12 protein-coding genes are annotated in these 15,191 nt (G+C 66.9%); 3 read left to right on the top strand and 9 right to left on the bottom strand.

The features are described 5' to 3' along the window. Positions 1–84 precede the first annotated feature (84 nt). The 5 genes from AC5592_RS14415 to AC5592_RS14395 form a co-directional block, all read right to left on the bottom strand. Entirely contained in the window at positions 85–1,047 is a 963-nt protein-coding gene (locus tag AC5592_RS14415; protein WP_063064473.1) for a hypothetical protein, read from the bottom strand. Between the two features lie 155 nt (positions 1,048–1,202). Next, positions 1,203–1,937: an O-methyltransferase gene (locus AC5592_RS14410; protein ID WP_063064528.1), complete on the bottom strand. Its 735-nt coding sequence runs from the start codon at positions 1,935–1,937 to the stop codon at positions 1,203–1,205. Between the two features lie 170 nt (positions 1,938–2,107). Further along, on the bottom strand, positions 2,108–6,055 hold the full coding sequence (locus tag AC5592_RS14405; RefSeq protein ID WP_063064472.1) for a non-ribosomal peptide synthetase: 3,948 nt from the start codon (positions 6,053–6,055) through the stop codon (positions 2,108–2,110). Positions 6,056–6,116: 61 nt separating this feature from the next. Continuing rightward, positions 6,117–6,881 (bottom strand): amino acid hydroxylase, encoded by a 765-nt coding sequence (locus AC5592_RS14400; protein WP_063064471.1) that lies wholly within the window; start codon positions 6,879–6,881, stop codon positions 6,117–6,119. 700 nt (positions 6,882–7,581) lie between these two features. After that, entirely contained in the window at positions 7,582–8,517 is a 936-nt protein-coding gene (locus AC5592_RS14395) for an SDR family NAD(P)-dependent oxidoreductase (RefSeq protein WP_036505299.1), read from the bottom strand. 397 nt (positions 8,518–8,914) lie between these two features. On the opposite strand from AC5592_RS14395, the gene AC5592_RS14390 reads away from it, so the two are divergent. Both AC5592_RS14390 and AC5592_RS14385 read left to right on the top strand, forming a co-directional pair. Further along, positions 8,915–9,532, top strand: a complete 618-nt coding sequence (locus AC5592_RS14390) for a hypothetical protein (protein WP_036505296.1) — start codon at positions 8,915–8,917, stop codon at positions 9,530–9,532. A 460-nt stretch (positions 9,533–9,992) separates the two neighbouring features. Then, entirely contained in the window at positions 9,993–10,490 is a 498-nt protein-coding gene (locus AC5592_RS14385) for a MarR family winged helix-turn-helix transcriptional regulator (RefSeq protein WP_036505293.1), read from the top strand. Between the two features lie 814 nt (positions 10,491–11,304). Here the strand turns inward: AC5592_RS14385 and AC5592_RS14380 are convergent. The 4 genes from AC5592_RS14380 to AC5592_RS14365 form a co-directional block, all read right to left on the bottom strand. Beyond that, positions 11,305–11,706 carry a hypothetical protein gene (locus AC5592_RS14380; RefSeq protein ID WP_157121855.1) on the bottom strand — a complete coding sequence of 134 codons (402 nt, stop codon included), beginning with the start codon at positions 11,704–11,706 and terminating at the stop codon, positions 11,305–11,307. Positions 11,707–11,882: 176 nt separating this feature from the next. Then, positions 11,883–12,335 carry an RDD family protein gene (locus AC5592_RS14375; RefSeq protein ID WP_036505290.1) on the bottom strand — a complete coding sequence of 151 codons (453 nt, stop codon included), beginning with the start codon at positions 12,333–12,335 and terminating at the stop codon, positions 11,883–11,885. Then, positions 12,332–12,853, bottom strand: a complete 522-nt coding sequence (locus tag AC5592_RS14370; protein WP_371507213.1) for a hypothetical protein — start codon at positions 12,851–12,853, stop codon at positions 12,332–12,334. The genes AC5592_RS14375 and AC5592_RS14370 overlap by 4 nt, the downstream gene beginning before the upstream one ends. Positions 12,854–12,909: 56 nt before the next feature. Next, entirely contained in the window at positions 12,910–14,373 is a 1,464-nt protein-coding gene (locus AC5592_RS14365; protein WP_063064469.1) for a carboxylesterase/lipase family protein, read from the bottom strand. Between the two features lie 60 nt (positions 14,374–14,433). Between AC5592_RS14365 and AC5592_RS14360 the strand changes: the two genes are divergently transcribed. Beyond that, the gene (locus tag AC5592_RS14360) at positions 14,434–15,078 is read left to right on the top strand and encodes a TetR/AcrR family transcriptional regulator (protein WP_063064468.1); all 645 of its coding nucleotides are present in this window, start codon (positions 14,434–14,436) and stop codon (positions 15,076–15,078) included. The last annotated feature ends 113 nt before the right edge of the window (positions 15,079–15,191 follow it).

Here is a 15,191-nt window from a genome sequence, read left to right as displayed (position 1 = left end):
ATCAGGCTGTCGAGATCGCCAGGCTGATCCAGACGACAACCGGCCGGCCCCCGGATGGGGACCGGCCGGTCGAATAATCACCGGTCAGCTGAGGCCGGCCACTTCCTGGGCGATCGCGGCGAGCCGGGTCTGGGCGGCCGACACGACGCCGTGGCGCTTCTTGTGGGCTTCCTCGTAGGCGACGATCGCGCGGATGTCGGCCGGCTCGGTGAGGTCCTTCACCGCGGCGACGGCCTGGGACACGTTCAGCTCGTCGTAGTCGCCGACCGGCAACTCGCCGGGTTCGAGGACACCGGTGGTCGCACGGATCGAATGCAGGGCGTCGGCGGCCGCGCCGGCGCCTTCGTGACGCGTGACCTGTTCGGCGGTCTCGAGTGCGGCGTCCCGGGAGGCCGACAGAGTCTTGACCGCCACATCACCCGCGTGCGCGCCTCGGGCGAGCAGCTCACCGAGCGCGGGCGGGGTGGTGCGGACGGTGTCCAGCGCGCGGTCCAGGCCGCGAGCCGACCAGGTGACGGGCAGGTTGAACAGCTTCACCGCGGTGCCGGTCGCCGCCTGCAGCACGGTGCGGCGCAACGCGGCCGGCCCGCCGAGGGCGTCCTCGGCCAGGACGGTGGTCAGCCATTCCACCGTGGCCGAATGCGCGGTGATCAAGCGGTCGGCCAACGTCACGATCTCCCGCTGCCCCGCGGCGGTCGCGAGGGCCTTGATGTAGCGGGAGCGGTCGAGCAGCTGGTGCTCGAGCGCCAGATCGCCGAGCAGGGCCTCGTCGAACGGCTGGGCCTGTTCGGCCATCGCCTTGATCGCGGCGACCGCACGGCCGAGGAACGGGCCGACCACCTCGGGCACACTGCCCAGATCGCGGATGGCGGCCTCGATGGCCTCGGCGCGGGCGCGGCCCTTGTCGGCGTTCTCCGACAGCTCCTTGCGGACAGCCTCGGTCCGCGCCTGCGCGATCCGGGTCTCGGCCACTTGTATCTCGGTATTGGTCAACGTCAGCAGTGCTCGCAGCTGGGCCAGCAGGGTGGACGTATCAGGAGTGCTCATGCGAATCTCGTCCTTCGGCGTATAGACAGCATCAGGTCGGGGCGCAACGTTGCACCATATCTGCGACTACCCGCCATTACCGATGATTAACATGTTCGGCGACATCACAATCGCGGCACGGGCACTCGCGGGTCGACCGAGTGGGCTCGATCCGCTCAGCCGAGATAGGTCGATTCGAGTACGAGGTCCTTGAGAACCTTCTGGTATTCGGCGTGCGTCCGATGCTCGCGGGTCGTCCACCGGGTGCCCTCGTGGCGACGCATGAACGTTCGATACTCCGGGGCACCCGGATATTTCACGTTGTCCGCCACGACGACCGCGCCGGCGCGCAGCCACGCCAGGTCCAGGATCCGGTGGAGATCGGGAAGATATTCATCCTTCTCGTGGTCGAGGAAGACGAAATCCAGTGCGCCGGGACGGAATTCGTGGTTTCCGCTCAGCGTGCGGAGCGTCTTTCCGTCGTCGCCCAATGTGCCGACGATGACGACGATGCGGTCACCGACGCCCGCGTGATCCCAGATCCGCCGGGCCACGGCGGCATTGGCGGCATTGAACTCGATCGAGTACAGCACGGCGTCGGCCGGCATGACCCGCGCCATGCGCAATGCGCTGTATCCACAATAGGTTCCGAGTTCGAGCAGGCGGCGCGGCTGCGCGGCGGCGACGGCCCGGTCGAGAATCCGGCCCTTCTCGTCACCGATATTGATCAGGTAGCTCTTGGTGTAGCAGAACTCGTCGATCGCCCGGATCACATCGTCGATGTCGTTGCGTCGCGCATGCGCGCACACATAGTCGGCCAGCGCCTGTTCGCGGCCGTCACCGACCTGCCAGGTGGCGCCCATATGCCGGAGGCCGAACAGAAACCGCACATACGACCAGCGCAGAAACATCACCGGTTTGCCCACGCTCTCGTTGGCGGCGATCGCCAGGGCGATCGCGGCGACGGCGGCCAGCACCGCGCGCGGGAGACGGAGACCGAACACCGCCGGCCGTCGTGCGGCCAGCATGATCGATGACGCGACCGACACCACGGATGCCACGATCGCAGCGGAATGCTTGCTCACATGCTCTTCCCTTCGCCGTGCCGATTCAGTTCGGCCTCCAGGATCGGCCCGATGACCGCGAGCGCCTCGGGGTTGGTCATCTGGGCGTGGGTGACGTCGACGCGGTGCTCGGCGATCCGTCCGGAAACCCAGGGCCGCCACATCTCGCCGGTCAGTTCGCCGGTGATGCCCTCGGTCGCCGAGAAATACAGCAGATCGCCGTCATAGGGTGCCGGCCGGTAGCTCGTGGACATGGCGACGCTGTCGACATAGCCCTGGTGCAGGCGTTCGAGCTGCTCGCGGGTCAGCCCGCGCCCGGGGCCGGGGCTGTCGGCGAGCACGTCCACCGCTTCGTCCAGCGTGAGCGGCCGCGTATCAGGGGTGGCCGACTCGTTGCCCTGCAAATGGGTGACCAGATCACGGACGGTGGGCGGCTCCGGCCGCGGCGCACCCTGCCCGAAGGCCACGCTGTCGAGCATGACGAGCAATCCCACGTCGTGCCCCCGGGCGCGCAGCCGGGCGGCGAGCGCGTGCGCGAGCTGACCGCCCAGCGACCAGCCCAGCAGGTGGTACGGCCCTTCCGGTTGCACGCGCGTGAGTTCCCGCAGATACACCTCGGCGAGCTCGTCGACGCTGCGGTATCGCCGCGATTGCCCGGAGACGGCCGGCGACTGCAGGCCGAAGACGGGCCGGTCGGTGACGTAGCGCAGCAGGCCCGAATAGCACCACGACAGCGGAACCGCCGAATGCAGGCAGATCAGCGGCGTCCCGGAACCGCTGCCCCGCAACGGAAGAACCGGTTGCAACGCCGAACCGCCGACTGCCGCCTCGCTGTTCCCACCGGCCGCGGTGGCTTCGATGGCGGCGGCCAAGCTCTGCACCGTCGGGGTGAACAGCGACGAGATCGTCACCGTGGTCCCGGTCCGTTCCGACAGTTGCCGGCACAGTTCGACGCCCAGCAACGAGTTGCCGCCGAGTTCGAAGAAGTTGTCGTCCAAGCCGATTCGAGTCTGCCCGGTCACCTCGGCGATCGTCTCCGCCACCGTGCGCTCGATCTCCGAGGCCGGCGCGCGGAACGCCGGGCGCGGCAGCGTCTGTGGATCCGGCAACGCTGATCGATCGGTCTTGCCGCTGCTCGGATTGATCGGTATCTCGGGCAGCGGAATCAGCATCGCCGGAACCATGCCGGGCGGCAGCACGGTCCGCAATCGCGCCAAGACGGCGGCCCGGTCGAAATCCTCCCCGGCCGCCGCGGGCACGACATAGCCGATCAGCCGATCGCCGAGTGTCTCGGACGTCCACACCCGCACCACGGCCTGATCGACCGCCGCATCGGCGGCCAAGGCGCGCTCCACCTCGGACGGCTCGATGCGCTGTCCGCGCAACGAGATCTGAACATCGCCTCGGCCGAGGTACTCCAGCGTGCCGTCGGGTTGCTCGCGGACCATGTCACCGGTGCGATACATCCGGGTTCCCGGCTGCCCGTAGGGATTTGCGACGAAACTCCGCGCGGTGATCCCGGGCCGCCCCAGATATCCCCGCGCCAACGCGTCACCGGCGAGATACAGTTCGCCGCGGGCGCCACGGGGAGCCGGCCGTAGCCGGGCGTCCAGGACGAGAGTCTGCACGCCGGGCAGTCCGCGCCCGATCGTGATCGGCGAGCCGGGGGCGAGCGGTTCGGTCTGGGTCACCACGACGGTGGCTTCGGTGGGGCCGTAGGAGTTGAACATCGGTAACCGGCCCGCCCAGCGTTGCGCCAGTGCGGGCGGACATTTGTCTCCGCCGACGGTGACGGTCCGCAGCGAGGGCAGTCGATCCGGGTCGAGCGTGGCCAGGATGGCCGGCGTGACGATCAGCTGCGTGACGGCCTCGTCCTCCATCACTTGCGAAAGTCGTTGTCCCGCAACGATATCCGGCGCCAGGGCGACCAGCTTCGCGCCCGGGGTGAACGCGGAGAGATATTCGAGCATCGACGCATCGCAGAATGGCGAATGTGCTTGCAGCACAACGGCATCGCTGCCGATGCCGTTGCGGGTGCGCAGATCGTCGGCCAGGGTCGCCAGCCCCTCGTGGGTACTCAGCACTCCCTTGGGCTCGCCGGTGGATCCGGAGGTGTAGATCAGATAGGCCGGGTGCGCGGCCCGCAACGGTCGTATCCGATCCGCGTCGGTCACCGCTTCGGCGGACCGGGCCGCGGCGGCGCGGGTGAACTCGTCGCTGTCGAGCATCAACCAGTCGACCGTCGTGGTCTCCTGCGGTGTGCGCCACCTGGTGAGGGTGATGCCCACCGCCGCACCGGAATCGGCGATCAGCTTCGAGACGCGGGCCGGCGGGTCGGTGGGATTGACCGGGAAGAACACCGCGCCCGCCCGGGCGACCGCCCACAACGCCATGACCGATTCGACCGACCGCGACAATGCCACCGCGACAACGACTTCCGGCCCGGCGCCGTGCGCGATCAGCTCGCGCGCCCACCGGGCGCTCGTCTCGTCGAGTTCGCGATAGGTCACCGAACGATCAGGCCCGCTCAGCGCGATCCGGTCACCGGCATCGGTTCCACCCGCGAGCAGGTCCGGCAGCAACCGCTGGTGGTGTCGCCGCTGCGGGGCGGCGATCGTGTGCGGGCCGGCGACGGCCGCGAACACCGTGTCCGCGCCGTCGGCCAGCAGGAATCGGGTCAGGCAGTCGACGAACTGCTGCCGATACCCCTCCACTTCCTCTGCTCGGTACAGCTCCGGGTTGGCATGAAAGTCGATGACGAACGGCTCGGTGCCGAACCGGTAGCAACTGATCGCCAAATCCTCCACCGGGCCGGCCGAAAGCAGTTGCGTCCGACCGCGAACGGCGCCGAAGTCGATGCTCTCGGGCAGGCTGAGGACGTTGATCAGCGGCCCGTAGCCGTGCCGGCCGGCCTGCCCCACGCCGTGGTCGCGGAGCAGGTCTTCGTGCCGGTACAACTGATGGCGCAACGCGCCGATCATGCTCAGGCGTACCTCGCGAACCAGCTCACCGACCGTGCTCTCGGCCACGCCGCGCACCCGCAGGGGCACCACGTTCGAGACCATTCCCGCCGACTGCCGCAGCGCTCCGGTGGTGCGCCCGGCGACGGGCAGCGACACCGTCACATCGGTATCGCCCGTCATCCGCGCCAGAAACGCGGCCACCGCCGCGACCAGCACCTCGGCCATTCCGGTGCCGTACCGGCGGGCTGCGTCGCCGAGCCGTGCCATGACCTCCGCGTCGACGGTCGCGTGCGCGATATGCGGCCGGGCCGACGGGGCGGCGTACCGCTCACTGAGGCGGGTCGTGTGGTCGAGGCCGGCGAGCTGCCGGCCCCAGTACTCGCGGTCGGCCGCGAACCGAGACGAGGACCGATACCGCTGCTCGGCCGCCACGATCTCGGCCAGCGATACCGCGCGGCACGCGGTCGGGGGTCGTCCTTCGGTTGCGGCGGAATGCAATTCGGCCGTGCGCTGCAACACCTGAGCGGCGCCGAAGCCGTCCACGGCGATGTGGTGGCTGCGCGCGTAGCAGCGATACCGGCCGGGGCCGAGGGTGAACAGCACCGTCTTCGTGACGTCGTCTCCGGTCAGATCGATGCCCGCGTGATGATCCCGGCTCATCCACTCCTGTGCGGCGCGTTCGGGATCGGGGTGATCACTGAGATCTATGCAGTCGAATCCGGTGTCCACATCGTGGTCGAGATATTGGCGCGGCCTGCCACCGACGATGGCGAATCGTACATGCGGCGACTGTAATTCGCGTGCGGCGCGGCGGGCACACCGCTGGAGCAGTTCCAGGTCGAGATCGCCTTGCACATCGGTGTATTGCGAGATGGAGAACGGAACCGTGGGATGTAACTGCTGAGCCAGCCACAGTTCGTACTGCGCCACCGACAAGTCGAAGAAGTCCGCGCCCGGAGTCGCGTCGTCGTGACGACGCGTGGTACTCGAAAGGTCTACCACCGCAATTCCTTAATCGTCGCCGGCGAGGATGTCGTCCGGGGGAGCGTGCGATACGGCGTCGTCACGAACCGATCCTCGTCCGGAGGAAGCTCGTTACCTCCGCCATCATCCGGCCGACCGAATCGGCGACGAAGAGGAGCGGTTGACAAATGCTGTCGTCGATATCGGCGGCGAGTATGTCCTCCACCCGGAATTCCCGCAGATCCGCGTTCACGAAGGACTCCATCTCCGTCACCGAGGAGAGGATCGCGGCTCCGTACGCTCGCGGGTGACCTTTCTCGGCGACCACGCCGACCTCCAGGGTGAACCAGAACAACCGCGCGATCGCGGCCCGCTCCTCGTCGGAGGTGGCGCGGTTGGCGGCGCGGCCGAAACAGCGATACAGCTCCGCGAATTCGGGGTCGGCCAGTATCACCGCATGTCCGACCAGTTCGTGGATGACGTCCGGATCGGGCGAGAACGATTGCTCGGTCACCGGCCGCACGTCCGGCGTGGCGTGCAGGATGCCGTCGGCCATCGGCCCGTAGAACAGGCGGCCGGGTTGGCTTCCGATGGCCGGCGCCAACGCGAAACCGGTCAGCGAACGAAGCATGCGCGACACCTCGCTCATCTGCGGTACCCGCTCGGCGGGCAGCTGAACGAGGCGAGCCGCGCCCCGATAGTCCGCGCAGGCGAGCTGTTCGTGCATGGCGCGCAGCGTCGCGAAAACGCGGGACCACAAGATGTCTTCGTCACTGCTGTAAAGGAATTCGGGCAGAGGCTGCCCTGCGCGGCACGCGCGGGCGACCCGCTCACGCTCGGCCCGGACGTCGAGACCAACCGTCATCGCAATCAATCCTCTCCTCGAGTTGCCTAAGTTGCGCAGGTCATCACCACTCGGAATCGATCGGCGCTGACAATAGGTGCGTTCTGTGTGCGCGAGTACCCCCGGCGATTTTCAGCAAACAAATCAGCAAGGCCGGCGAGGATAAAGTAGAAGACGGTTTCCCGCAATACATTCGACGGAATTTCAGGTGACAATTCGGTGCTTCCCGAGGGCGCTCGTGAAAGTGAAACGGGTTGTCCGGAAAACGACGGTTTTCGCTGTCCGATCTGTCGCCTTTCAACCGAATTATTCATAGCGCCTTCACTTATCATCAGGAGTCGATCGGGGCCACGATCATCGGCCACGAATCGCGCACGGCGTCTTGCCGAGATCGCCGTGCGTGAGTTGCTCTGGGCCGGAAAGCAATCCGCGCCGGTCCCCGCCACACATACAGTTGCGTCCCGGGCGGGCTGTCCGTGTGCGGTGTCGGATCGTCGGCGGCTCACTCCGGATCCGACGGCAGGGACCGCATGCCGAGCGGGTTCGCGCCGTGGCGAGCCGGCGCAAACCCCCTGCGGGCAGGTTCGGCATCGGCCCCTCCGCTCTTCTCAGACGAGCAACGGTAGTCGTCAAGCTACTACAGGCGTGAAGCAATTCGCGGTTTGCCGTCACATTTCCGATCGCGTTTCTGCTCGCTGAGGTCGGCGAATACCGCACGCGGTCACCGGATCGGCGTAGCCGGACACTCCAGAGGATCCACGCCCGTGAGCTCGGCACTGGTCGCCCACAACTCGGCCGCGACGTCCGGATCGGTCATATGCGCGTGGGGTGTTTCGCGGTGTGGCCGGCCGCGGAGGCCGAGCACCCTCGGCCCCCACAGCTCACCGCCGACGATCTCGGTGTCGAGGGCGGCTCGGACGATGCTGTCGGCTCCTACGTGTTTGCCGTGCAGCACAACGCCCGCGGGCAGCCCGCGCAGCAGCTGGGCGGGGGTGCGGACGAACAACGGTGGCCGCGACGGGGTGAGCGAGTCCAGGGCGCCACCGGGGTGGGCGACGATGCTCGCGGTGTCGGTGCCGGATGCCCGCAGTCGGCGATCCAGTTCGAAGCCGAACAGCATCTGCGCCAGTTTCGATCGCCCGTAGGTGCGCTTGGGCCGGTAATCGCGCTCCGACTGCAGATCGGTGAGATCCAGCCGTTCCGAGCGGGCGGCGAAACTGCCCACCGTGATCACCCGGCCGTGCGAGGCGGCCGTCAGCATCGGCGCCAGATGTGCGACCAACGCGAAGTGCCCGAGATGGTTCGTCGCGAACATCGATTCGTGTCCTCGCGCGTTCACCTGACGCTCGGGGCCTGAGAGAAGTATTCCGGCGTTGAGTACGACCGCGTCCAGGCATTCGACACCGAGGGCGTCGACCGTCGCCGGCAGCGAGGACGGATCCGCGAGGTCCACGTGCACCGATATCGTTCGCGCGGCCGGAACTCGTGCTCGGATCGCCCGCATCGCGAGGTCGGCCTTGGCGGTGTCCCGGCACCCCAGCGCAACGGTCGCGCCCGCGGCCGCGAGTCGCTCCGCGACGAAGTATCCGATGCCCGCACTGGCGCCGGTCACCAGAATCGTCTTCCCCTCGGCTCGACGGCCGCTGTGCCATGTCATACCGGCAACTGTGCCGCGGCGCTCTTGCACCGCCCTGACGTCCCACTGGCATGCGGGCCCGGTGGGGTCGAACGCCGCGAACGGTAACCACCCGAACGCTGACCATCGGGACGCGTGGATATATTCTCAGGTCGAGCCTTGTATTCGGGGGAATTGCGGGATCGGTCGTATCGATAGCCCGGCCGAGAGGTGTCGTGGAAATACACGACTTATTTAAAGAATCTTGCCGTAATTAACTTTCCAGACTGAATAATTAATTGCGGATAATGATATTTTCTTTTCGATTCGTTTGTGTGATTTCGGCCATGGAAAGATGAGAAGAGGCTATATTTTAGAAACTCGGTGTTGCGGTCCGGTATTCGGTCGTAACGTTGCTCTACATTTTCTGGAGTCAGTCATGAGATCCATCTCTTCCCTGGTTCGTGCCGGCGTTCTCGCTCCGGTGGCGGTCGCCACCGTCTTTTGTTTGGCGGCACCGGCGAATGCCGCCCCGGTCAGCGTGAACTGGAGCTGTAAGGGCACCATTTTCGGGGTCGGCCAGACCTCGAGCATGACCACATCGGTCACCGGCACCGCGCCGGGTTCGGCGGCGTCGGGTTCCGCGGTGGCCATCACCCTCACGCCGGGTTCGTCGTCGGTGCCCAGTTCGGCGTCCGGCTTCACCGTGAACAACATCAGCAACCTGAAGATGACGTTTCCGACTCCCGCGAATTCGACATTGGTCTCCGCTACCGCCTCCGGGGGTACCGTGGCCGGCACCGTCGCCACGTCGGGTGGGAATGTCGTTCTGACCGTGCCGGGTCCGATCGCCGGCGGCACCAGTTTCACGCCGCCGGCGGTGACCATCAATGTCACCGCCGGAACCCCCGGAACGCCGATCACCAGCAAGTACGCGGGAACCAGTTACACCAGTCCCGGTATGACCATGACGACCAACGTCGCACTGGTCGGCAATGTCGCGACCTCGTGTTACCCGAACCCGTCGCCGACCCTCACCACCACTGCCGTCAGCTGATTCCGCGGGCAGGCGCCACGGCGTGACGGCCGGTGCCCGCACCGGCGGCCGGTGGTGAACATGCCTGGGCCGGGTTGTGTCAGCAGCCCGGTCCAGGTCTCACCCGAGGCGGACGGGTGGCCATGGTTCCTCATAGTGATTGCCCCGCTTCACGTTTGGTGCGGGGGCAGCCACTCGCACCGAATTTTGTGATGCACCGTATCGCATGAGTCGGTGTGTCGTACAGTGCATGTCCGACACAGCCGCGGTCGCTTCGGCGGCCGGAGCTGCGCCAGCTTTCGTGATGTTCGGCAGCCGCGGTTCGGGTTGCCGGCCAAATCGATTGACAGGAGCACATATGCCCGCTTCACGCGACCGGCGGCGATCCCTACCGTACGCAGGGGAAATGATGGTGCACACACCCTGATCGGCGACTTCTCTTGAGCGGTTTCATGTTTCACAGTGATCGAGGGGAAAGCTCGTGTGCCCGAGACCAATCGAACCCGCCCGGATCTCGGCCGAACTCAAAAGGGCCCTGGGGTTCTACCACGGAACCGTCGAGGATCTGACCCGCGAATTGATCCGGGTACTGGGTGTGAACGAGACCGACCGGCGGGCACTGGAGATCGTCCTGGCCGACGACGAGAAGTCCACGACGCCGGGGATGCTGGCCGAACGGCTCGGCATCACCGCGGCCGGCGTCACGATCATGCTGAACCGGCTGGAGAAGCAGGGCTATATCGCCCGTTCGCTGCATCCGACCGATCGTCGTCGCGTGATCGTGATGGCGACCGACCTCGCGGCCTATCGCATACAGCAACTCGTCGTACCTATGATCGTCGAGAGTTACAAGATGTTGCTGAGCTGGTACGACTCTGCCGAACTCGAGATAATCGCCGACTTTCTCACCCGCGCCGGTGAATTGCAACGAATCCACCGGCAACGGCTGCGCGACGTGGATCCCTTCTCCAGGGCCTGAAACATCGACCACGAAGTCCCGTCCACATCGACAGAAATTCGAGGCGCCGCGAGATTCGGCGCCCAGACCTCGCAGTGAAGTCCGGTCATGCGATTTCCGGGCGCTGCTCTTCTCGGCAAGACATTGACGTATGGATGCCCGTTCGGCGAGGCGACACCGTAATGCTCGCGTTTCGGTGTTCGCGCTGCCGCCATTCGATGTCCGATTCTCGGGCGTGTTCTGTGGTGGTGCAGACGGTGTGATCACCGTTTCCGGCGGCGGCGCATCCGGAGGAAGAAAGCGATAGTGGGATGCGAACCGTCGACGACAGCGAAAACCCAGCAGGTGAGCCGCGCGCTCTGATTCCGCGGCGGTACGGGCGGCCGTCCGCGGAGCCTCCGGCCGATCGGTTCCGGCGGCAGCTCTCGCGCGCGGGTGTGGTCGCCGCGTTGGTGACCACGGCAATCGGGATAACGCTCGTGGTACGAGCGGATTCGGGTCCGCCGGTGCGCGTGAACGATTCTCGGGCGTACTCGGGTGACCCCACCGTGCAGACCCTTAACGGCGATGCCTCGCGAAGCGACGTCGCCGCGGCGAACGGGGGTACGGCTTTCGACGCCTCGAGCGAGCTCCCCGTGCCGGTCGACGTCGCGGGCGATACCGCCGCTGCTGCCGATCCCGGAACCGCTCCACCGGCCGCCGATCCCACCGACTCGGGTTCCGGCCCCGCCACTGCGACGGAATCCACGCCGCCCACCACGACGGATCCCTCGCCTCCGAGCTCGACGGGCGATTCGCTCGGCGCGAGTTTCTCTGCCACGGCGAGCCTTTCGATTCAGCTCATGCCCGGTGGACCGGACCCGGGCCTTGTCGTCCCGCCTCCGATATCCACGGCGCCGACGACCCCGGCGGAGACGTCGACGGTCACGGTGACGGCCGACCCGACTACGGCGACCACGACACTGTCGCCTACCACGCCGACGACACCGATGACGACGGTGCCGACTACCACCGTGCCCGCCACCGCATCGCCGACGACGGCACGGCCGACCACCACGCCGCCAGCACCTACCGACACCGTGACGACGGCCTCTACCGGCACTCCGGCCAAGACTACGACGGTGTCCCCACGCATCACGACCACTGTTGCGGCGAATACCACGTCATCCCCATCACCGGATGTGGTCACGACCTCCGGGGCGCCGACAACCTCGGCGACGCGATCTACGACGACCACGGCGCCGAGTACGACCGCGCTTCCGCCGCACACGAAGTCGGCGCGTCCGACGGCTCCGTCGCCGGCTCATCCGCCGGTCACATCTCCGAAAGGCGCAGGGGGATAAGCAGTTACACGGTCGAAGGACGCGGTGCACCGGAGCATCCGGGGTTGTCGCCCGATCGTTCACGGCGCATCTACGTCGCCGGATGGGATTCCGGCTGCCAGTCGTAGACGACGGTGGTGCGCAAAACGATGTCTTGAAGCGAATGCCGGCGCGAATCGACCACCACCCAGAACAAGCCGACGGCGAACATCACGCAGAACACCGCCCGCAGCAAGGCCCGCGGCCATCCCACGAGTTCGCCGTCGCGGCTCACCACTCGCAGGCCCATCATGACGGCGCCGACGGTGCGGCCGCTCACGGCCCAGCATCCGGTGAGGTACAGCACCGACACCACGATGAATATGCCCGTCGACATGACCGCGCCGGTGTCCGGCCACGCGAAGTCCTGCGGCGAGAACAGCAGTCGAGCGAACGCCAGACACAGGTAGATCCCGGCCATGATCGCCAGGACGACGGCGATATCGACCCCCGAGGCGATCGACCGGGTCACGATTCCGGCGGGGCGATGGGCAGGCGCGCTCACTCCGCGCCCGATTCGGACGGTGCTCGTCGGAGCAGTTTTCCGACGAACCCCGCGACCGCGTCGTCCGCATGCATCCCCTGGCTTCGGATGCCGAGAACCGCCTCCGCGGACATCGAATCGGTGGATTCCCGGATGATCCGGGGTAGATCGACGCCGTCGATCACGGTATCGGCCAGCCCGACCAGGTCGACCCGTCCGATGATCTTGTCGACATCGATCCGTTCGGCCACCGCGTCGAGATCCACGTTGTCGACGACGATCGCCGTGAGGTCGACGGCACCGACCGCGGTCCGCACGATCCGGCCGATCACCGCCCGTAGCACCCGCTCGGTGAGATCATCGACGGCTTCCAGCGTCTCGGCGCCCCGCTGTCCGAGCTCCGCGAGCACCGGCTCGACGCCCGGCACGTGCTGGGCGACATCGAATCCGAACCCCAGCACACGCCCGGCAGCTCCGCCGACTTTCGCGGCGGCGCCGACCACCAGGTTCACCGGCCTCGACATCGTGGTGCCGTCCACATCACCATCAAACTCGCTCGATGCCGGATGGGTATGCCTTTCGAGTTATTCGGTTTTCAGACGTCGGCCGAGCTCGGCCGACCGGGGGCGCGGTCCCGCTGCCAGATCCGGCGGGACGTCGACAGCGTGTCGCTGCCCAGCTCCGGCGGGGTCGCCCAGATTCGGCGAATCCGTTCGGTGGTGTCGAATTGCGGCCATCCGGGGTCGCCGGCCGCGGCGAAGGCGATGAAGGCGTTGCGCATCGCCTTCGAGAGGTCGCCGAAGTCCGGCGGAATCTCCGGTCCGATGAGCTGCCCGGCGAGCGGGCCGTGGGGCGTATCGAAGGTGAAGGGAACGTCGAGGCCGTGGCAGGCCCGAAGTGCGCCGTCGCGTGCCGGACTCCGCCATGCGAACTCGTACAGGTAGGTGTCGTTTCCCGCCTCGGCGGCGGCCTCGGCGCACCACAGCGCGGGCATCCGGAACAGGGCATCGGAGAGGATCAGAACGTGCAACTCCTCGTCGGTGATGCCCGGATTTCCCGTTCGGTAGGTCCGGACCGCGTCGGCGTCGAGACCGCAGGCACGGGCGGTCTCGACGGGGTCGGAGCCGGACAGGTCGACATCCGCGGTGAACATCCGAGCCTCGTCCGTGGTGAATCCGCACACGAGTTCCCGGCTCGTTCCGGACACTCGGTGGTCGAACCACGGTGCGGCGTCGAACAATTCGTCATCGATGATCATCGAGTACGGCGCGTTCGGATGGGTCCACCGGCCCGGCTCTGCCGCCATCACCGCCACCGGCGCCATCTGTACCGCGTGAATCGCTTCGGGCGGCAGCGCTGCCAATTCGTCGGTGGTCGGGCGGACGCCGAGTTGCGACGTGATCATCGCCGATATGGCACGCGCCTCGTCGGCGGGAACGAAGATCTTTCCCGGACTCTGCGCGATGCCGCGCCGGAACAGATCGGGTGCGCGATCGCCGGCCATCAGGCCCACGACCGACGACGCACCTGCCGACTGTCCGATCAGGGTTACCGCGTCCGGATTTCCACCGAAGGCGGCGATGTTGTCGTGCACCCAGCCGAGCGCGGCGATCTGGTCGAGCACGCCACGGTTGCACGGCGCGTCGTCGACCCAGCCGAAGCCCTCGTAGCCCACTCGATAGTTGATCGTGACGAGGACGACTCCTGCGGCCGCGAAGGCCGCACCGTCGAAATCGGCTGTGACCGCGGTACCGCCCATGCACGCACCGCCGTGCAGCCACACCACGACCGGCATACCGGAGGTGCCGGCGTCGGGAGTCCACACGTTCACGGTGAGGCATTCGGGATCGTCGCCGGGATGCCAGAGAATCGGCTGCGGAACCGAGGACCCGAACCTCCGCGCGTCACGCACACCACTCCACCGGTGCGACGGAGCCGGGGCCTGGAAGCGGCGGACCCCGACCAGGGGTGCGGCATAGGGAATGGCGAAGAAGACCGAATACCCCTGTCGCGCTTCGCCACGGACCGCCCCACACGCCGTGCGAACGATCACATCCATCGTGCCCTCCCTTGCTTCGGCATACTCTGATATAAGTCACTGTACTAAAAAGGAGGTGCGATGCCGAAGATCGTCGATCGGACCCAACGACGCGACGAGGTGGCGGCCGCGCTGTGGCGATTGGCCCACCGCGAGGGCTGGAACGCGGTGAGCCTGCGCCGGGTCGCTGCGGAGGCCGGGTTGTCGCTCGGTTCGCTGCAGCACTACTTCGCCGGGATGGACGATCTTCTCGACTACTCCGTCGGGGGAGTGGTCGACATGCTCGATGAGCGGCTCGTCGAGCAACTCACCACCCTCGCCGACCCGCGCGATGCCGAATCGACTGTGCGCCGAGTACTTCGGGGCATGATCCCCGGAACTGTCCCCGATCCCGCGGCCGAACAACACCCCGACGACAGCTGGCGCATCCAGGTGATGGCATGGTTGGCCGTGGTCACCAGGGCCGCGCGAAACCCGGAGATGTCGGCCCGCCTCTCCGCCGGCTCCGACCGACTGGCGGAAGCGATCGCAGCCATCCTCCCCGCGACCCGACACTCACGCGATGACGCGCTGTCCACCGCGCGCGGACTCCTGTCCCTCGTCGAAGGCCTGCTCCTGCAACTGGCCCGCGGCGACATCGATCCCGCCCGAGCATCCACGGTGATCACCCACTTCGTGGCTCTCGCCTTCGACGCACCGGACAACGAAAAAGGCCGCAGGCGATGACTCGCGTATCCGGTAACGACGCGTAGCGGACTCGGGCCGATATCGTGCGTTCGGTGACCGACACGGCGACAGAACGCAGCGAGCGGCCTCGAATTTCGTCTGCTCGTGTGGTC

Source organism: Nocardia violaceofusca NBRC 14427 (assembly GCF_963869435.1).
Taxonomy (GTDB): domain Bacteria; phylum Actinomycetota; class Actinomycetes; order Mycobacteriales; family Mycobacteriaceae; genus Nocardia; species Nocardia aobensis.
The sequence above is the reverse complement of the archived record's forward strand: the minus strand, read 5'-3'. Positions and strand labels throughout refer to the sequence as shown.